This is a genomic window from Ensifer sp. ENS11 (assembly GCF_014851895.1).
GTDB lineage: Bacteria > Pseudomonadota > Alphaproteobacteria > Rhizobiales > Rhizobiaceae > Ensifer > Ensifer canadensis.
Genome location: NZ_JACVAN010000023.1, coordinates 1 through 18,013 on the forward strand (window position 1 = coordinate 1; position 18,013 = coordinate 18,013).

Sequence of the window (18,013 nt, forward strand, 5' to 3'; positions counted from 1 at the left end):
GCGCCACCAGCCCGTCATCGTGATGAAAGCCCGGAAACTCTAATCCCCGGCGATCCAAGGTTTGGGCTCAGAGCATTGAAACCAACGACTCTCCTGAAAAATGGAGGGAAGATGGGTCTCAGGTCACCCGGCGTCGAGCGCGACGCCGGGCCTTTCTGTTTATGGGTGTTGAGCAAACCGCGTCAGGCGGCCTTGCCGAAGAGATTTTGTAGAGCGCTACGCAAGCCGGGTACGACTTCATAGGTGTCGGTTACCAGAAGCAAACCATCCGCGCACTCGAACCAATCTCCTGCCATCCCCGCGATCCCTTTGATTGATGTGCTGAGCTTGGCAACCTCGATCGAGTTGGGCGGGGTGCTGATGACCCGCTCTGCAATCCAGGCGTCAAGCCAGCTTTGGTTCGCGGGTGAGACAGCCTCCAGCGCGGTTTGTGGGTGTTTGTCGAAATAGTCCTGAATAGCGATATTGGTCGGTGCGATGACGATCTGGTCGAGATTGCTGTCCCCGAAGGCATCGATGACGCGTGAGCGTTCAAGCGCCATCAGGAAGGTATCGGTCTTGCCGTCCCGGCCGGTTGTCGCCGCGAGAGAGCGTAGCGTCTCCAGTATCGTCGGAAGCTGTTGTTCCTGTTGCGCGTCGTCGGCGCCGGTCTTGATGAGGGACTGATAAACGAGGTCGATGCCGGGGGTGAACGACCGCTTGCGGATGCCGCGTGTCCAATTGTATTCGAAATCCACTTCGAAGCGACCTTTGAGATTGGGCACTGCGCCCTGCGGCACCTCGATGATCACGGCTGGGTTCCAGATATAGCCGGCATAGGATGGGCGGCCGGGATTTGCCGGCATTCCCGACGACACCCAGCCGACATGCGGCAAGCTGGTGTGCCACTCGATTGATCGCGATTCCGGGCGGGCCGCGAACGAGACCTCGGAAGCGGTGAAGCTGACGCCGACATTGGCGCTGAGCGAAGCGCCCGCCTTCGGGCCTTCCGAACTATACTCGGCGCTCAGTTCGCCGCCGATCGAGAAGCTGATGGTTGCCTGCTCGACCGTGCTGTTCGGCCCGAACGTCAAGAGACGTGCCTGTGCCGAGGTCGTTTCAATGCGCAGATTCATGTGGTTGGCATAAAAGCCGACCGAGACCCAATTGGACGACGGCTTGGACGGCGAGCCCTGAATGCCGTGGTAGACATCGCCGGCAACGAGATAATAGTCGCGCGTCAGATTCTGATCGCCGTGTATCAGCTTGTAGACCGATAGCAAGGCGTTCGCGGTCAGGGTTTGCGATGAGGTTTTGACCGTACCCCATCCAAAATCCTTACCGCCGTTCGTTCTCCATTCACCGTTCAAAGTGCCGACAAGCTTCCAGACTTCAGGATTCAACGTCTCGATAGGCATCGTTTTGTTTCCTTCGAAGCGCCGTCGATCGACGGGAGGTTGAGCTGTGGAGCGAGACCGGAACCGGCCCGCGCAGCCACCTTAACGCAGATATTCGAAGACAACCTAAGGTAATTATTTGTGCATTAAAGCTCTTTAAACGAGTCCTAAAATTAGACAAGCAGGACTCTGGTCCTATGCGCTTGCGGCGTCAGGCAAGCAGCGTTCTGACCGTTGCCCGCAATCGCTCCAGCCCACCCGGCTGCCAGCCAAGTGCCCGGATCTTCTCGCTATTCATGGCGTTGAAGGCAGTCAGGGTGGCCGGGCGCGGAAGGGCGTGCTTGGATCCGGTGATCTGCTGAACGATTGCCAGAATGGCACGGTTGTCGACGAGGACATCGGAGATATTGAACACGCGGCTCGTCAGGCGGTCGAGCGGTGCTTCGAGGGTGAGGCGAACGGCGGCGGCCACATCATCGCCATGAACTTCCGTGCCGGCGCGTGGCGCAATCTCTCGGCCCGCGAGATAGTCATCGAAAAGCGGCTGCCATTTGTGAGCGGCACCTGTGCCGGACCGTCCGTAGACGCCGGTCACACGCAGGCTCACCGCCTTGAATGCGTTCGTGCCTAGTGCGGCCAGTGCATTTTCGGCTTCCAGCTTGAGGCTGCCATAGAGGCTTTCGGGATGGCAGGGCGTATCTTCAAACAGTTCTACGCCCGGCAGTTCGTCGCCATAGACGGCGCGGCTCGACAGGAAGACGCAACGCTTCACGCCGTGGTCGCGGGCGGTTCGAAACAGGCGGACGGAGCCGTCCAGATTGCTGCGGCGGAACCCTTCCGGGTCATCGCCTTCGCCGCCCCGATAACGCCCGGCGACATGCTGGAAGGCGGCATGGACGAAGTGGTCGACGTCACGGAAGGCGACGCTCTGATCGATATCCGGGTCGAGAGCGAGCGGAACGAAAGCGACAGGCTTCGAGAAGAAGGCGGGAGCGGGCGGAGTGCGGCCGCCGGCAACAACGTCATACCCGGCGGCCATCAGATGTTCGACGATGAAGCGGCCGACGAAACCGGTGCCACCGGAGACGAGCACGCGCGTCATGACTGAGCCGGATTCGCAAGGGTTGCTATGTCTGGAATATTCTCGCCGGTTAGGTAGGCGGACCAGAGGTCGATCAACGGACGAAGCTGCTTGGTGCGGGGATGGTCCTTCTCCCACGGCTTTTCGTACTGGTAGTGCAACACGCCGATCGACGACCAGTCCCAGAGTTCTGGCAAATTGAACCAGACATATTGCAGCATGTTCATGGTCACCGGCAGGCCATGCCATTCGGGAAAAAAGCTCTGCAGGAAGGTCTGGTCGGTGCGGGGCCAGAAGGCTTCGGGCGCGTCGAGCCTTTCGACCATGGCGCGGAACGTCGCGATGGATGGCTCGGCAACGAAGACGCCGGAATTCAAACGGTGAAAATCGGCAAGACCTTCATAGACATTCGGCGCGGCGGAAAACTCCGGATAGCCAAACAGCCGGTCGATGTTTCTGAGAACGATCGCATCGGCGTCGATGAACACGCAGCGGCGATATTCTGTCAGCTGCCAGAGCCGCAGCTTGCAGAAATTGTCGAGCGGCGAATGAAAAGCCGGCTTGCGCCCCTTGGTGAAGGGCGCTTTGTCGTGGACGTTGCGCTTGCCGTGGCGCTCGTTGAAGGCTTCCGAGAGCGGCAGCAGCTCCGTTTCGATGAGGCGGCAGCCGAAGGTTGAGATTGGCGCAAGGACGTCGGCGGCAACACCGCCGGTGTGGAGAACGACGATATCGGCCAGGGTGTTCGTCAGGCGGATCGAGCGGACGAGCGCGCGGGCGCCGAGCGCATAGTCGGCATTGGTCACGAGCGTCACGAATGCATGATCGGACGAGGCAGGGGAGGAGGGGCGGAGCCCCTCCGGGTGATCGTCAAGTGATGTCATGAAACGGATTTCAGCCGCTTGCCCTCAGGGTCGTGGTTGATGCGCATCGCGATATCCTTGGTCCAGGCGGAGACGGCCGGAACGCGCGAGCGATCGACGCGATAGGCAAATTTCCTGGCGACATCGACGATTTCGGAAAGCAGACCATCTCTGAGACGGATCGGATCGAGGCCGAGCCCCAGGAACTTTTCGTTGTGCACAACGAGTTCATTTTCCGCCGCTTCCTTGCGCGGGTTGGGCAGCCAGGCAATCTGCGAACCGGAGATCGTGGCGATCATTTCGGCGAGGTCCCGCACCCGGTGGGTTTCCGTCATCTGGTTAAAAATTTCGACGCGGCTGCCACGGGCCGGCGGGTTCTTCAGCGCCAGTTCGATGCAGCGCACGGAATCCTGGATATGGATGAAGGCGCGTGTCTGGCCGCCGGTACCATGCACGGTCAGCGGATAGCCGATCGCCGCCTGGATGAGGAAACGGTTCAGCACGGTGCCATAGTCGCCGTCATAGTCGAAACGGTTGATCAACTGAGCGTGCCTGCGGGTCTGCTCCGTGTGGGTGCCCCAGACGATGCCCTGGTGCAGGTCGGTGATCCTGAGGCCATCGTTCTTGGCGTAGAACTGGAAAAGCAGCTGATCCAGGCACTTGGTCATGTGGTAGATCGAGCCGGGATTCGAGGGATAGAGGATGTCCTGGGTCACGGTTTTGCCCGCCATCGTCTCGATGCCAACAGGCAAATAGCCCTCGGGGATCGCCGCGCCGACGGTGGAATAGCCATAGACGCCCATGGTGCCGAGATGCACCAGATGTGCATCGAGTTCGAGTTCGACGAGGGCGTTCAGCAGATTATGCGTGGCATTGACGTTGTTGTTGACGGTGTAGTTCTTGTGCCGGTCGCTCTTCATCGAATAGGGCGCTGCGCGCTGTTCGGCGAAATGCACGATCGCGTCGGGGCGGTGTTCCGTAAGCCAGTTCTTCAAAAGCTCGTAGTCGCGGGCAAGATCGATCAGGTTGAAATGAATGCGACGGCCGGTTTCGGCATGCCAGATGCGGGTACGCTCCTGGATCGAATCCATCGGGGTCAGAGACTGCACGCCGAGCTCGGTATCAATCCAGCGGCGTGAGAGATTGTCGAGAATATGGATGTCATGACCGGCGTCGGACAGGTGAAGGGCCGTTGGCCAGCCGATGAAACCATCACCGCCGAGGATCGCAATCTTCATGCACGGTTCTCCTGATCAGGAAGGAAAGCTGTGTCACGTGTAGGATAGGTTTGTGACAAAGCTGCAATGCTTGCAAATGCCTTTTTGTTCCTGCACAGGATTTGGGAAATTCTTGTCGGAGAGAAGCATGTCCCTGATCTCGATTGCAGGCGAACTGACCGAAGGCGGCCATCGACTGGTCCAGCGCGTTTATTACGAAGACACCGATTTTTCCGGCGTCGTTTATCACGCCCGCTACTTGCATTTCATGGAGCGCGCCCGCACGGATTTCCTGCGGCTGCTCGGCGTCGAGCAGGCGACGCTGGCGATCGAGGGGGACAGCGAGGGTCTCGTCTTTGTCGTGCATCGCATGGAGATCGACTTCAAGGCGCCGGCGCGCATGGACGACATCCTGACGATCGGCACGGTGACGGAGAAAGCGGGCGGTGCCAAGATGGTGCTGCTGCAGGAGATCCGCCGTGATGGGCAATTGCTGATCGCCGCCAAGGTGATTATCGCGGTGATCAACGGCCAGGGCCGTCCCCGCCGCCTGCCCGAAGCGCTGGCGACGAAATTCACACAGGCAAGGCAAAGCGTGGGTTAAGCCGGCACGTGCTGTTGCATGCATCGAAGCGTCCTTTCTGAAGGGCGCTTTTTTCGTTGCCAGGAGGTTAGTTGCAACCCGTACCGCTTGTGCAGCTGACGATCATGCGGACGTACGTATGGATCGAGGGCCTGCGGCAGGTGGCGGCCTAGCCGCCCCGCTTATTCGGCCAGCGTATCCAGTATCTTCTTGGTCAGGGACTGCCTTGTATCGCCAAGCTCAGACCAGGGTTCCATTCCATTTTCGATGCGCTGGAGGATATCGGCGATATGGAAACCGTTGGCTGCGTCGAGGTTGGAAAGCTCGCTCCAGCTGACGGGCGTTGCCACCGGTCCACCTGCGCGGGCTCGGGTGGAATAGGGAGCGATCGCTGTCGCGCCGCGTTCGTTCCTCAGCCAGTCGATGAAGATCCTGCCCTGGCGCTTTGCCTTCGACATGGTGGCAATGAAATTATCCGGATCGCGGTCGGCAAAGCCCTGCGCGAACGACTTGGCGAAGCGTTTCGCGTCCTCCCATGGTGCGCGTGGCGCCAGCGGAACGATGACATGCACGCCCTTGCCGCCGGTAACCATGGGAACCGATTGGAGGCCGATGTCGTCGAGCGCGTCTCGAAGGCGGAGTGCGGCGTCCTTGACGGTTGAAAAATCGACGCTTGGGTCGGGGTCGAGGTCGAACACCAATCGGTCCGGCGTCTCGATCTTGTCGACCGGCGATCCCCAGATGTGAAATTCCAGCGTTCCCATCTGGACCGCCGCAACAAGACCCTTGGCATCACGCACATACATGTAGTTCTCGGTGTCGCCGGAGGATTCCTTCACCGGTGTATCGCGGATCTCGGCCGGAAAACCCTCGCTGGCATGCTTCTGGTAAAAGCATTGGCCGCGTCCGCCCTGCGGGCACCGCATCAGCGACAGCAGGTGACCGCTGGCAAAGGGCAGCATCTTGTCCGCCACGACGGCGTAGTAGCGGGCGAGATCGAGCTTGGTGATGCGCTCTCCCTCGAACAGCTCGCGCTCCGGATGGGTGATGCGAACGCCGAGAACGGTGTCGTCCGTAACCGAATTCGCCGCGCTCGGCGTTTCGCGCGAGGCACGCTTCGCGTTGCCCTGCGCACGCACTGCTTGGTTCGGCGCACGTTTCGCATCGGGTTCGGGCTCCTTCGTCATCTTCGGTCTTTCCTGTGTCACGGCCTTGGCCTCCTTGTCGCGGCGCAGCCCTTCGAAGCGCCGTGGCGAATGTGTCCATCGTCAGAGAACTCGGCTAAGTCGAACTAGGCCACCAGATCCGGCGTGTGCCGGCGGGGCCCATGCCGTCGAGCAATGCTTGCAGCTCGTGCCGTCGCTTGATGAGCGGGTTCTTGCGCAGGTCAGCGTTCTCCGTTCAGCGGTTTGGTGCCTGACGCGCGGACTGCGTCTTGGGCGAGGGCCTGCTCGATGCCCGCGATATCTTCGCTGGTGATGGCAGGGATCGGATCGGAGATGATTGCCTGAAGCACCTCGCTGGATAGGACGCCGTTGGCGAGTGCCTCTTCCAGCGCGGCGCGGGTTTCCCGCTCGGCCTTCAACTGCGCGTAGAGTGCCAGGATCAAGCGATCGCGCTGATCGAAGTGCTGCGGGGTGGACCGCCGGTCGCGATGTCGTGTCGTTTGCGTGGTCATGGCGAGAAAACGCCCGCCGACGAGGGAAGTTCCGTGATGGGCGCTTGGCCTCAAGGTGCGGCCGGAAAGACACAGCGCGGTAACACTCCCTTAACCATAATGGTGTCTTAATCAGCCCATCAGGATTTGTGCAGTGCACGTCATCCTTTGACCAAAATTGACGGCAAGAAGGCAACCATAAGCTAATAAAGGTCGCGATGGTGCGACCAGCGGCGGCGCCGGGGCATTCTTGCAACAGGACGTTTGGGCTACCCGGTCACGAGCATGAGCCGCTCTTGCCGGGTGTTTGGATTCGGGGACTGAAAACGATGGAACAGGTTGGATTGGCCGCTGCGACGCACGATGTGACCCTCTGGTCGCTGTTCATGCAAGCGGGCTTTGTCGTGAAGTTGGTCATGCTGGGGCTGATTGCAGCTTCGGTGTGGACATGGGCGATCGTCGTCGACAAGACGCTGAACTACGGCCGTGTCCGTCGCCAGCTCGACGGCTTCGAGCAGGTGTTCTGGTCGGGCCAATCGCTCGAAGAGCTGTACCGCACGCTCTCCGACCGTCAGACGGCGGGCATGGGTGCGATCTTCGTCTCGGCGATGCGCGAATGGAAGAAAAGCTTCGAGCGTGGCGCGCGTTCGCCAATCGGTCTGCAGATGCGTATAGACCGGGCCATGGACGTGACGCTTGCGCGTGAATCGGAATCGCTGGAAGCGCGCCTCGGTTCGCTCGCGACCATCGGTTCGGCGGCACCCTTCATCGGCCTCTTCGGTACCGTCGTCGGTATCATGACCTCGTTCCAGGCGATCGCCGGTTCGAAGTCGACCAACCTTGCAGTTGTGGCCCCCGGTATCGCCGAAGCGCTGCTGGCAACGGCCATCGGCCTGCTCGCCGCTATTCCCGCGGTTATCGCCTACAACAAGTTTTCCGCTGACGCCGGCAAGCTGTCGGCGCGTATGGAAGCCTTCGCCGACGAGTTTTCCGCGATCCTGTCGCGGCAGATCGACGAGAAACTGCAGAACCCGCGCCAGGCCGCGCAGTAATCGCCAGAGAGCACGGAGACCACGCTGATGGGTATGTCGGTTGGCGGAGCCAAGGGGTCGGGCGGCGGTCGCCGCCGCCGCGGCGGCAAGAAAGCGATCATGAGCGAAATCAACGTCACGCCCTTTGTGGACGTGATGCTGGTGCTGCTGATCATCTTCATGGTCGCCGCACCGATGATGACGGTCGGCGTGCCGATCGACCTGCCGGAAACGCAGGCCAAGGCGCTTAATTCCGATACGCAGCCGATCACCGTTTCGGTCAACCCCGCCGGTGAGATCTTCCTGCAGGAAACGCCGATCGCGATCGAAGAGGTCGTGCCCAAGCTCGAGGCGATTGCCACCACCGGCTACAACGAACGCATCTACGTGCGCGGTGACACCAATGCCGACTATGGCACGGTGATGAAGGTCATGGCGCGCATCTCGGCTGCAGGGTTCAAGAACCTCGGCCTCGTGACGCTGCAAGAACAGGAAAAGTGATCCTTGGCCATGAAGGGCAGTCTCGCCACATCTGGTCTGCTTCACGCTCTGGTTCTGACCTGGGCGCTGGTTTCGCTCGGCAGCCCGGCTGACTTCCAGGTCGCCGACGTCGAAGCCTTGCCTGTCGATATCGTACCCTATTCGGAAATGACCCAGGTCCAGCAGGGCGACAAGAAGGCACCGAAGAAGGAAACATCGTCGCCGGTTCCGACCAAACGTCCGGAAACGAGCCAGCCGGCCGAGAACATCGGCGACAACGACACGGACCTGAAAACGCCGCCGACGCCGAACGCCAAGCCGTCGAAGAGCGAGGCCACGGCCTCGCCGGAAAAGAACGAGAAGCCCGAACCGACGCCCGATCCGGTCGAGCAGGAAATCAAGAAGGTCGAGGAGACGAAGCCTGCTTCCGAACCGGCGACCGAAGTCGCGGCACTGCCGGAAGCCAAGCAGGAAGTAAAGCCCGAAACCAAGCCGGAACCGGCGCCGGCCGAAGAAAAGCCGGCCGAAAATCCGGAAGCCGAAGCGTTGCCCGAAAAGGTGCCGACGCCGGCTGCCAAGCCCAAGGTCGAAAAACCGGCACAGTCGGCAAAGACACCTGACCGCAAGAACGAGCAGACGCCGAAGGAACAGAAGAAGGCGGCCTCCACTGAGGAGAGCAAGTTTAACGCTGACGAAATTGCCGCCCTTCTCAACCGGCAAGATCCCTCTGCCGGTGGCGCCAAGCGCTCGACGCAGGAGGCGGCTCTCGGTGGCAAGAAGACCATCGGCGTGGGCTTGAGCGCCAACGAGATCGACGGTGTGAAGGGTCAGATCCAGGACAAATGGTCGCTGATGGCCGGTCTCACAGGCGTCGAGGAAGTGCGCGTCTCGATCCGGGTGCAACTGGATCCCTCGGGCAACATCGTCGGTGAGCCGGAGGTGACCGCCACGGGGGGGCCGGAAGGAACGCGCCGCGCCGTCGAGAGCAGCACGCTGCGCGCGCTCCGCCGCTCGGCACCGCTACAGAACCTGCCGCCTGAAAAATATGACGGCGAAAAAGGATGGAATACCCTCGTGCTGAACTTCGACCCCTCGGATTTCGCACTCTAGAGCTGCCGGGATTGGAATCATGCCGGATAGCAAACCAACCCTGCAAACCCTTCGTACTAAGCTGAAAGGCTTGTCTCTATGATCAAGAGCTCTTTTTTCCGCGCCCTGATGGTGGCAGCGGGTCTGCTGGCCGCCTTCGTGGCGGCGACGCCGGCGAATGCGGTCGTTGAAATCAACATCAACAAGGGCAATGTCGAACCGTTGCCGATCGCGATCACCGACTTCCTGCAGGGTGAACTCGGCAAGAAGATTTCGGACGTGGTCGCAGCCGACCTCAAGCGGTCGGGCCTGTTTAAGCCGATCGACCGCGGTGCCTTCATCGAAAAGATCAGCAACCCCGACGCCGCGCCGCGGTTCGAGGACTGGAAGGTCATCAACGCCCAGGCGCTCGTCACCGGTCGCGTGACGCAGGAGGCGGACGGTCGCCTGAAGGCCGAGTTCCGGCTTTGGGACACGTTTGCCGGCACGCAGATGACCGGGCAGCAGTTCTTCACCCAGCCTGAAAACTGGCGTCGTGTTGCCCATATCATCGCCGATGCGATCTATGAGCGCATCACCGGCGAAAAGGGCTACTTCGATACGCGTGTCGTCTACGTTGCCGAAAGCGGCCCGAAGACCGCCCGCAAGCGCCAGCTTGCGATCATGGACCAGGATGGCGCAAATCCACGACCGCTCACCAACTCCAACGACATCGTTCTGACGCCGCGCTTCTCGCCGAACCGTCAGGAAGTCACCTACATGTCGTTCGAAAACCAGCAGCCGCGGGTCTACCTGCTGCAGCTGGAGACCGGACAGCGGGAGGTTGTCGGCAACTTTCCGGGCATGACCTTCTCGCCGCGCTTCTCGCCCGATGGCCAGCGCGTCATCATGAGCCTGCAGCAGGACGGCAACGCCAACATCTACACGATGGACCTGCGCTCGCGCACGACGACACGGCTCACCAGCACGCCGGCGATCGATACGGCACCGTCCTATTCGCCGGATGGTGGCCAGATCGCCTTTGAAAGCGACCGCGGCGGACGTCAGCAGATCTACGTCATGGGTGCCGATGGCTCCGGTCAGCGTCGTATCTCCTTCGGCGACGGTTCCTATTCGACGCCGGTCTGGTCTCCGCGTGGCGACCTCATCGCCTTCACCAAGCAGTCGGGCGGCAAGTTCTCGATCGGCGTGATGAAGCCGGACGGTTCGGGTGAGCGCATCCTGACCACAGGCTTCCACAATGAAGGCCCGACCTGGGCGCCGAACGGCCGCGTTTTGATGTTCTTCCGCCAGAACGCCGGTGCCGGCGGACCGCAGCTCTACTCGATCGATCTGACCGGTTACAACGAGCAGGCCGTCCCGACACAGGGCTTTGCCTCGGACCCGGCCTGGTCGCCGCGGCTTGAATAGCAGGCTCGCCTTTGCGGCGGGGATTGTGGCGACGATGCCGCTTTCTCGCCGCAAAGTGCTGGTCTAGCAGGCGCCGAGCTTAAATTATCGATTTGTTAACCATAACTGTTGAATAGCGATTAACCGCTTCCGGTTACAGTCTGGCAACCGTGAATTCAGACACTTCTCAAGGAGACCGGCGCATGAGCCGAATTGACACCCCGGCCGCAGGCCGCATGCAGACCATCGCTCGCAACCCGGTCATGATCGCACTTGTCATGACCCTTGCCATCGCTGGCTGCGCCTCGAAGAAGAACATGCCGAACAATGCCAACGAGCTTGGTCTCGGCGCCGGCGCTGCAACGCCGGGTTCGCAGCAGGACTTCACCGTCAATGTCGGCGACCGTATCTTCTTCGACACGGACTCGACCTCGATCCGCGCCGACGCCCAGCAGACGCTCGACCGTCAGGCTCAGTGGCTGGCCAAGTACCCGAACTACGCCGTCACCGTCGAAGGCCATGCCGACGAACGCGGCACCCGCGAATACAACCTGGCACTCGGCGCTCGCCGCGCTGCTTCCACCAAGGACTATCTGATTTCGCGCGGCGTTCCGGCCAACCGCCTGAAGACGATCTCCTACGGCAAGGAAAAGCCGGTTGCCGTTTGCGACGACATCTCGTGCTGGTCGCAGAACCGCCGCGCCGTGACCGTTCTCGGTGGCGCCGGCATGTGATCTTCCGATCACGCATCGCTAAATTATAAGGGCGGCCTTGTGCCGCCCTTTGCTTTTTTACCACACTTTGGCCGAACTCCGTTGCTTTTTCAGGGTAATTGGAAAACTGTGCGGCAATCATCCAGATGAATCGGCGAGATGTATTGCGGGGCCCGATTCCAGGGTGGGAAAACCGGTATTCGAACAGGACAAATGAAATGAAGAAATTTGTCGTGGCTGGACTGCTTGGTCTCGCGGCCCTTTCGGGCCTGGGCCAGACAGTAAACGCCATGCCGCTTTCCGGGCTCATGGCCCGAACGACACACGCCGACACGGCAGGGGCGCACAGTCTTCCCGTCGTGAAGGTACAGGCGTCCGAAACCACACGGGTCGGCCAACTTGAAGAACAGATCCGCTCGCTCAACGGGCGTATCGAGGAAATGAGCTTCCAACTCCTGCAGATGCAGGAGCAGATCCGGAAGTTCCAGGAGGACAACGAGTTCCGCTTCCAGGATCTGGAAAGCGGCAAGGCCTCCCCGAAGAAGAGCGGCGCATTGCAGACGCCGAAGTCCAGCGATCAGGCGTCCGTCACCCCTCAGGTGACGGATAGCCAGACGATGGCGCCTGTCGATCCCGGCACCGGCATGGCCGCATCGGGTGCCAATCAGGGCACGACCGGTGCGGCACCGCCGACGACACTCGGCCAGATCGTCTTCGACGAGAGCGGCAATCCGATTTCGACGACGACAGACGCACAGCCTGGCGCCAACGCCACGCCTCCCGGTGTCGATCCCGGCGTAGCACTTCCGGGCACCGATGGCGGGCTCAACGCCAATCCGGATAGCCAGCGGCAGACGGCAGCGCTCGACAACCCCGGCGACCTCTACCAGTCGGCCTATGGGCACGTGCTTTCCGGCGACTACAGCACCGCCGAGCAGGAGTTCCGCGACTATCTCGACGTCTTCCCGCAGGGCGAAAAGGCGGCCGATGCCAGTTTCTGGATGGGCGAGGCGCAGTATTCGCAGGGCAAGTACAGCGAAGCTGCCAAGACGTTCCTGAATGCACACCAGGCGCACGCCAAATCGCCGAAGGCTCCGGAAATGCTGCTGAAACTCGGCATGTCGCTTGGCGCGCTCGACAACAAGGAAACTGCCTGCGCCACGTTGCGTGAGGTGAACAAGCGCTATCCGAAGGCCTCGCCGGCCGTGCGCGCAAAGGTGACGAGCGAGCAAAGCCGCTTTGGCTGCTGAGACGCCGGGGCACCTGGCCGTTCTCGAAACGGCGAAACGATTTCTTTCATTCTTCCATCGGCCCGCCCGACTGCTCGTAGCTGTCTCAGGCGGTAGCGATTCCAAGGGACTGCTTCTTGCCCTGCACCGGGCGATCGAGGCAACCGGCAAAGCCGACCTTTCCCTTGCCGCCTGCACGGTCGACCATGCCCTGAGGCCCGGCTCCGCCGATGAAGCGGAGGCGATCGCCGCCTTCTGCGCCAGCCTCGGCATTGCACATATGGTCAAACGCTGGGACGGCCACAAGCCGACGGCGGGAATTCAGGCCGCGGCACGTAACAAGCGCTATCAACTGCTGGCGAGCGCTGCCGATGAACTCGGGGCCACCTGCATCGTCACCGGGCACACCCTCGATGACCAGCGCGAGACGATCCTGATGCGGTCCGAGCGCGGGCAGGGGCCCGGTGGCGCCGGAATGGCCGACGCAACGCTCTACGACAAGCGCTTCTGGGTGTTGCGCCCGTTTCTCGGCCTTCGCCGCGCCGACATACGCGCTTTTCTGAGCGCGGAGGGCGTTGGCTGGTTCGACGATCCGAGCAACATGAATATGCGCTTTGAGCGTGTGCGCACCCGCGAGCGCCTCGCCGAAACGGGCGACGAAGTGGCTGCCGCATGGGATGCTGCGTCGCGGGCGCGCTCCTCGGCAAGGGCCGCCGCCTGGCTGAAGCTTCATGCGCGCGTTCACGAAAACCTCGTGGTGAGCTTTGCCGGCGCTGCTGTCGCCAGATGCGTCGACGCCGACTGCCGCCGCGCGCTTCTGGCAATGGCTGCTGTCGTCGGTGGCAGGACGCATCCACTGGCCGCGGAAACGGTGACGCGACTGATGGCGTTTCTCGAGCGGGACGAACCCGGACGGCTGACGGCGGGACGCGTCGTGTTCGACAGGCGTGCGACCGACCTTTACCTTTATCGCGAAACGCGCGATCTGCCGCTTCTGGCGCTGAGGCCTGGCGAGGCCGGCATCTGGGATGGCCGCTTTACGGTTCGAAATGTCGGAAATGGCATGGTGCAGATCGGCGCCACCAACGATGGCGGCCTGCAACAACAGAGACTTATTGCCGCAGGACTGCCACCGGGCGTTGCCAAGCGGGCGTCGGTTTCCGCGCCTTGTGTTGTATCCACAGACGACAATTGCGTCGCGAAGACCGACGTTGAGCCGCGCATAGGCCCCTACGACACCTTTTTGCCGGGTTTCGACCTGATCATGGCGGAGATGATTGCCGGATTGTTCGGGCGTCAGCCCTATGTTCGGTCGCCGGTTCACGATCTGTTGACAGAAATGGAACGGTAGTTGGCGGTTTGCCTTGGCAAGGCGTCGCCAGAACCCTATGTTAGGGGCAAGAAAGCGGCCCGGCGAAATGTGCGGGTCGTGACAGGTTCCGGGGAGTTCGATGAACCCTAATTTTCGTAATTTTGCCCTTTGGGCAATCATAGCGCTTTTGCTGATCGCGCTGTTTAGCATGTTTCAGCAACCGACCGAGCGCACCGGCTCGCGCGAGATTCCGTTCTCGCAGTTCCTCAAGGACGTCGATGCGAGCCGCGTCAAGGAAGTCGTGATCACCGGCTCCAAGGTCATCGGCAGCTATTCTGAAAGCGGCGCGACGTTCCAGACTTATGCACCTTCGGTTGACACCGCGCTCACCGAGCGTCTGGAAGCCAAGGACGTGACGGTAACCGTTCGTCCGGAAACCGATGGCTCCTCCGGGTTCCTGAGCTATATCGGCACGCTGCTGCCAATGCTTTTGATCCTCGGCGTCTGGCTGTTCTTCATGCGTCAGATGCAGGGCGGTTCGCGAGGCGCCATGGGCTTTGGCAAATCCAAGGCCAAGCTTCTGACGGAAGCGCATGGCCGCGTCACCTTTGACGACGTTGCCGGTGTCGATGAAGCCAAGCAGGATCTGGAAGAAATCGTCGAATTCCTGCGCGACCCGCAGAAGTTCCAGCGGCTCGGCGGACGTATTCCGCGCGGCGTGCTGCTCGTCGGCCCTCCCGGTACCGGTAAGACGCTGCTTGCCCGCTCGGTCGCAGGTGAAGCCAACGTTCCCTTCTTCACCATCTCCGGTTCGGACTTCGTCGAAATGTTCGTCGGCGTCGGCGCAAGCCGTGTGCGCGACATGTTCGAACAGGCCAAGAAGAATGCGCCCTGCATCATCTTCATCGACGAAATCGACGCCGTCGGTCGCCATCGCGGCGCCGGTCTCGGCGGCGGCAACGACGAACGCGAGCAGACGCTGAACCAGTTGCTGGTCGAGATGGACGGCTTTGAGGCCAATGAAGGCATCATCCTGATCGCGGCGACCAACCGTCCCGACGTTCTCGATCCGGCCCTTCTGCGCCCGGGCCGTTTCGACCGCCAGGTCGTGGTGCCGAACCCGGATATCAACGGCCGCGAACGCATCCTCAAGGTGCACGTTCGCAACGTGCCGCTGGCGCCGAATGTCGACCTCAAGGTTCTGGCCCGCGGCACGCCCGGCTTTTCCGGTGCCGACCTGATGAACCTCGTCAACGAAGCTGCCCTGATGGCCGCGCGCCGCAACAAGCGCGTCGTCACCATGCTCGAGTTCGAAGACGCCAAGGACAAGATCATGATGGGTGCGGAGCGCCGCTCCTCCGCCATGACCGAAGCCGAAAAGAAGCTGACCGCCTACCACGAAGCCGGACACGCAATCCTGGCGCTCAACGTTCCCTCGGCCGATCCGCTGCACAAGGCGACTATCATTCCGCGTGGACGAGCGCTTGGCATGGTGATGCAGCTGCCGGAAGGCGACCGCTATTCCATGAGCTACAAGTGGATGGTCTCGCGGCTCGCCATCATGATGGGCGGACGCGTCGCCGAAGAACTGACTTTTGGCAAGGAGAACATCACCTCCGGCGCTTCATCCGACATCGAGCAGGCAACCAAGCTTGCTCGAGCGATGGTGACGCAGTGGGGCTTCTCCGACCAGCTCGGCCAGGTTTCCTACGGCGAGAACCAGCAGGAAGTCTTCCTTGGTCACTCCGTTGCGCAGCAGAAGAACGTTTCGGAAGCGACCGCTCAGAAGATCGACAACGAAATCCGTCGTCTGATCGATGAGGCCTACGAGACCGCCCGCAAGATCCTCACCGACAAGAACCACGAGTTCGTGGCTTTGGCGGAAGGGCTGCTCGAGTACGAAACCCTGACCGGCGAAGAGATCAAGGCGCTGATCCGCGGCGAAAAGCCGGCGCGCGACCTCGGCGACGACACCCCGCCGCATCGCGGCTCCGCCGTGCCTTCCGCTGGCGTGAAGAAAGAGGGTTCGTCGGGTAACAAGGGCGAAGAATCCGAAGGTGGGTTCGAGCCGCAGCCGCAATAGCGGTTTTGGTTTCAGACGCTTAACTCAGAAGCCGCCGCGCCGGAGGGTGCGGCGGCTTTTTGTTGCTACTGCACGTTTTCCTTAAATCGCATTCGATTTAAGGATAAAAACATGCAGTAATTCAAAGTGCTACAGCGACCTTTGCGCGTCCAATAAGACGCGCGGCGCTGTACGTGCAGGATTGCACTTGGTAACGCGTTGTAATGATTTCTGATGCTATCGTCGCTGCCGTTTGCATTGGTTTTGTGTCAAAGAAGAAACGAAATACTCTCGGCCTTTGCTTCGGCATCAATGTCGCGGGGGCCACGGCAACAGCCGGAATGATATGAGGTCTGGTCAATGAAACCCAGTCGCGGAGCACGCAGACAGGTGAAGCAGGCAAAGCCTGCATTGACCCAGCAGAACGATGGAGTTCTTATGAAGCGCAAGTATTTCGGCACGGACGGTATCCGCGGTCAGTCCAATATCTTTCCAATGACGCCGGATCTCGCCATGCGGGTCGGCATTGCAGTCGGTACGATCTTCCGCAATGGCGCCCATCGCCACCGGGTGGTGATCGGCAAGGACACGCGCCTCTCCGGCTATATGCTTGAAAACGCCATGGTTGCCGGTTTTACGGCTGCGGGTCTCGACGTGTTCCTGCTCGGACCGATCCCGACCCCCGGCGTTGCCATGCTGACGCGCTCGCTGCGCGCTGATATCGGTGTGATGATTTCCGCGTCGCACAATCCGTTCCAGGACAACGGCATCAAGCTGTTCGGCCCTGATGGCTATAAGCTCTCCGACGATATCGAAGCCAAGATCGAAGCGCTGCTCGATCAGGATCTGTCCGGCCAGCTCGCCAAGGCGGAAGACATCGGCCGCGCCAAGCGCGTCGACGGCGACATTTATCGTTATCTCGAACACGCCAAGCGCACCCTGCCGCGCGACGTCACCCTTCAGGGCCTGCGGATCGCCATCGATTGCGCCAACGGCGCCGCCTACAAGGTTGCACCCCAGGCGCTTTGGGAACTCGGCGCCGAGGTGGTGTCGATCGGGACCGAGCCGAATGGTGTCAATATCAACCTCGATTGCGGCTCGACCCATCCGGCGGCCCTTTCCAGGAAGGTGCATGAGGTGCGCGCCGACATCGGTATCGCGCTTGATGGCGACGCCGACCGGGTTCTGATCGTCGATGAGAACGGCACTGTGATCGATGGCGACCAACTGATGGCTGTTATCGCCGACAGCTGGGCCGAGGATGGCACGCTGCGTGGCGGCGCGATCGCCGCAACCGTCATGTCCAACCTGGGGCTGGAGCGTTACCTCAAGGGCCGTGGTATCGAGCTGCGCCGCACCAAGGTCGGCGACCGCTACGTTGTCGAGCAGATGCGCCAGGACGGCCTGAATGTCGGTGGCGAGCAGTCCGGCCACATCGTGCTGTCGGACTTCGGCACGACCGGTGACGGTCTCGTGGCCGCCCTGCAGATCCTTGCGGTCGTCAAGCGCCTGGGCAAGCCGGTGAGCGAGGTCTGCCACCGTTTCGAGCCGGTGCCACAGGTCTTGAAGAATGTGCGCGTGTCCGCCGGCAAGCCGCTCGAGGATGCAGCCGTGCGCCAGGCGATTGCCGATGCGGAAGCCGAGCTTGCCAAGTCCGGCCGCCTGCTGATCCGTCCGTCGGGTACAGAGCCTTTGATCCGGGTCATGGCCGAGGGCGATGACCGCGGCCAGGTCGAGCGGATCGTCGACGGGCTGATCAATGTCATCGGCAGCGCGCGTAACGCTGCTTAAAAGCGTACCTTCAGAAGTTTCCTCCAGGGCCGGTGACAATCACCGGCCTTTTCTTTGCTCGCCAAAGAACAAGTTGCCGCAGCCCGGAGTATTAACGTTCCTTAATGCACACGGTAAACGTTTGTAGTTAATCGGAGTTTAAC

At 61.2% G+C, this 18,013-nt stretch carries 15 protein-coding genes and 1 pseudogene; 10 read left to right on the plus strand and 6 right to left on the minus strand.

Translation table 11 applies throughout. The features are described from left to right. Nucleotides 1-182 precede the first annotated feature (182 nt). From IB264_RS28755 to IB264_RS28770, 4 genes are all read right to left on the minus strand, one after another. Nucleotides 183-1,397 (minus strand): hypothetical protein, encoded by a 1,215-nt coding sequence (locus IB264_RS28755; protein WP_057206614.1) that lies wholly within the window; start codon nt 1,395-1,397, stop codon nt 183-185. 190 nt (nt 1,398-1,587) lie between these two features. Then, the gene (locus tag IB264_RS28760) at nt 1,588-2,478 is read right to left on the minus strand and encodes an NAD(P)-dependent oxidoreductase (protein ID WP_057206611.1); all 891 of its coding nucleotides are present in this window, start codon (nt 2,476-2,478) and stop codon (nt 1,588-1,590) included. Beyond that, nucleotides 2,475-3,338 (minus strand): glycosyltransferase, encoded by an 864-nt coding sequence (locus tag IB264_RS28765; RefSeq protein WP_057217920.1) that lies wholly within the window; start codon nt 3,336-3,338, stop codon nt 2,475-2,477. The genes IB264_RS28760 and IB264_RS28765 overlap by 4 nt, the downstream gene beginning before the upstream one ends. Beyond that, entirely contained in the window at nt 3,335-4,555 is a 1,221-nt protein-coding gene (locus IB264_RS28770; RefSeq protein WP_057206608.1) for an NAD-dependent epimerase/dehydratase family protein, read from the minus strand. The genes IB264_RS28765 and IB264_RS28770 overlap by 4 nt, the downstream gene beginning before the upstream one ends. A gap of 127 nt (nt 4,556-4,682) precedes the next feature. Between IB264_RS28770 and ybgC the strand changes: the two genes are divergently transcribed. Then, nucleotides 4,683-5,138, plus strand: coding sequence for a tol-pal system-associated acyl-CoA thioesterase (gene ybgC / locus IB264_RS28775; RefSeq protein ID WP_025424733.1), 456 nt, complete (start codon nt 4,683-4,685; stop codon nt 5,136-5,138). Between the two features lie 161 nt (nt 5,139-5,299). Here the strand turns inward: ybgC and ligD are convergent. Then, a pseudogene (gene ligD / locus IB264_RS28780) lies at nt 5,300-6,405 on the minus strand (non-homologous end-joining DNA ligase); the annotation flags it as partial. 99 nt (nt 6,406-6,504) lie between these two features. Continuing rightward, nucleotides 6,505-6,795 carry a hypothetical protein gene (locus tag IB264_RS28785; protein ID WP_025424732.1) on the minus strand — a complete coding sequence of 97 codons (291 nt, stop codon included), beginning with the start codon at nt 6,793-6,795 and terminating at the stop codon, nt 6,505-6,507. A gap of 308 nt (nt 6,796-7,103) precedes the next feature. Here IB264_RS28785 and tolQ point away from each other — a divergent pair, with 308 nt between their 5' ends. The 9 genes from tolQ to glmM all read left to right on the plus strand — a co-directional run bounded on the left by tolQ (nt 7,104) and on the right by glmM (nt 17,870). Continuing rightward, nucleotides 7,104-7,826, plus strand: coding sequence for a protein TolQ (gene tolQ, locus IB264_RS28790; RefSeq protein WP_025424731.1), 723 nt, complete (start codon nt 7,104-7,106; stop codon nt 7,824-7,826). Nucleotides 7,827-7,853: 27 nt separating this feature from the next. Continuing rightward, nucleotides 7,854-8,306 (plus strand): protein TolR, encoded by a 453-nt coding sequence (gene tolR / locus IB264_RS28795; RefSeq protein WP_025424730.1) that lies wholly within the window; start codon nt 7,854-7,856, stop codon nt 8,304-8,306. Nucleotides 8,307-8,315: 9 nt separating this feature from the next. After that, a complete protein-coding gene (gene tolA, locus IB264_RS28800) occupies nt 8,316-9,395 on the plus strand; it encodes a cell envelope integrity protein TolA (RefSeq protein WP_025424729.1) in 1,080 nt (359 codons plus the stop codon). Nucleotides 9,396-9,473: 78 nt separating this feature from the next. Further along, nucleotides 9,474-10,784, plus strand: coding sequence for a Tol-Pal system beta propeller repeat protein TolB (tolB, locus tag IB264_RS28805; RefSeq protein WP_025424728.1), 1,311 nt, complete (start codon nt 9,474-9,476; stop codon nt 10,782-10,784). 182 nt (nt 10,785-10,966) lie between these two features. Continuing rightward, the gene (pal, locus tag IB264_RS28810) at nt 10,967-11,497 is read left to right on the plus strand and encodes a peptidoglycan-associated lipoprotein Pal (RefSeq protein ID WP_025424727.1); all 531 of its coding nucleotides are present in this window, start codon (nt 10,967-10,969) and stop codon (nt 11,495-11,497) included. Between the two features lie 197 nt (nt 11,498-11,694). Beyond that, on the plus strand, nt 11,695-12,726 hold the full coding sequence (gene ybgF / locus IB264_RS28815) for a tol-pal system protein YbgF (RefSeq protein WP_025424726.1): 1,032 nt from the start codon (nt 11,695-11,697) through the stop codon (nt 12,724-12,726). Then, nucleotides 12,716-14,056 (plus strand): tRNA lysidine(34) synthetase TilS, encoded by a 1,341-nt coding sequence (gene tilS, locus IB264_RS28820; protein ID WP_057217918.1) that lies wholly within the window; start codon nt 12,716-12,718, stop codon nt 14,054-14,056. Before ybgF ends, tilS begins: the two co-directional genes overlap by 11 nt. A gap of 100 nt (nt 14,057-14,156) precedes the next feature. Continuing rightward, nucleotides 14,157-16,100, plus strand: coding sequence for an ATP-dependent zinc metalloprotease FtsH (gene ftsH / locus IB264_RS28825; protein WP_025424724.1), 1,944 nt, complete (start codon nt 14,157-14,159; stop codon nt 16,098-16,100). A gap of 417 nt (nt 16,101-16,517) precedes the next feature. Next, the gene (gene glmM / locus IB264_RS28830; RefSeq protein ID WP_025424723.1) at nt 16,518-17,870 is read left to right on the plus strand and encodes a phosphoglucosamine mutase; all 1,353 of its coding nucleotides are present in this window, start codon (nt 16,518-16,520) and stop codon (nt 17,868-17,870) included. Nucleotides 17,871-18,013 lie beyond the last annotated feature (143 nt).

Excerpts from the sequence above, each read along its gene's own strand:
- IB264_RS28755 (WP_057206614.1), bottom strand. The coding sequence starts at position 1,397 with ATGCCTATCGAGACGTTGAATCCTGAAGTCTGGAAGCTTGTCGGCACT.
- IB264_RS28760 (WP_057206611.1), bottom strand. The coding sequence starts at position 2,478 with ATGACGCGCGTGCTCGTCTCCGGTGGCACCGGTTTCGTCGGCCGCTTC.
- IB264_RS28765 (WP_057217920.1), bottom strand. The coding sequence starts at position 3,338 with ATGACATCACTTGACGATCACCCGGAGGGGCTCCGCCCCTCCTCCCCT.
- IB264_RS28770 (WP_057206608.1), bottom strand. The coding sequence starts at position 4,555 with ATGAAGATTGCGATCCTCGGCGGTGATGGTTTCATCGGCTGGCCAACG.
- ybgC (WP_025424733.1), top strand. The coding sequence starts at position 4,683 with ATGTCCCTGATCTCGATTGCAGGCGAACTGACCGAAGGCGGCCATCGA.
- IB264_RS28785 (WP_025424732.1), bottom strand. The coding sequence starts at position 6,795 with ATGACCACGCAAACGACACGACATCGCGACCGGCGGTCCACCCCGCAG.
- tolQ (WP_025424731.1), top strand. The coding sequence starts at position 7,104 with ATGGAACAGGTTGGATTGGCCGCTGCGACGCACGATGTGACCCTCTGG.
- tolR (WP_025424730.1), top strand. The coding sequence starts at position 7,854 with ATGGGTATGTCGGTTGGCGGAGCCAAGGGGTCGGGCGGCGGTCGCCGC.
- tolA (WP_025424729.1), top strand. The coding sequence starts at position 8,316 with ATGAAGGGCAGTCTCGCCACATCTGGTCTGCTTCACGCTCTGGTTCTG.
- tolB (WP_025424728.1), top strand. The coding sequence starts at position 9,474 with ATGATCAAGAGCTCTTTTTTCCGCGCCCTGATGGTGGCAGCGGGTCTG.
- pal (WP_025424727.1), top strand. The coding sequence starts at position 10,967 with ATGAGCCGAATTGACACCCCGGCCGCAGGCCGCATGCAGACCATCGCT.
- ybgF (WP_025424726.1), top strand. The coding sequence starts at position 11,695 with ATGAAGAAATTTGTCGTGGCTGGACTGCTTGGTCTCGCGGCCCTTTCG.
- ftsH (WP_025424724.1), top strand. The coding sequence starts at position 14,157 with ATGAACCCTAATTTTCGTAATTTTGCCCTTTGGGCAATCATAGCGCTT.
- glmM (WP_025424723.1), top strand. The coding sequence starts at position 16,518 with ATGAAGCGCAAGTATTTCGGCACGGACGGTATCCGCGGTCAGTCCAAT.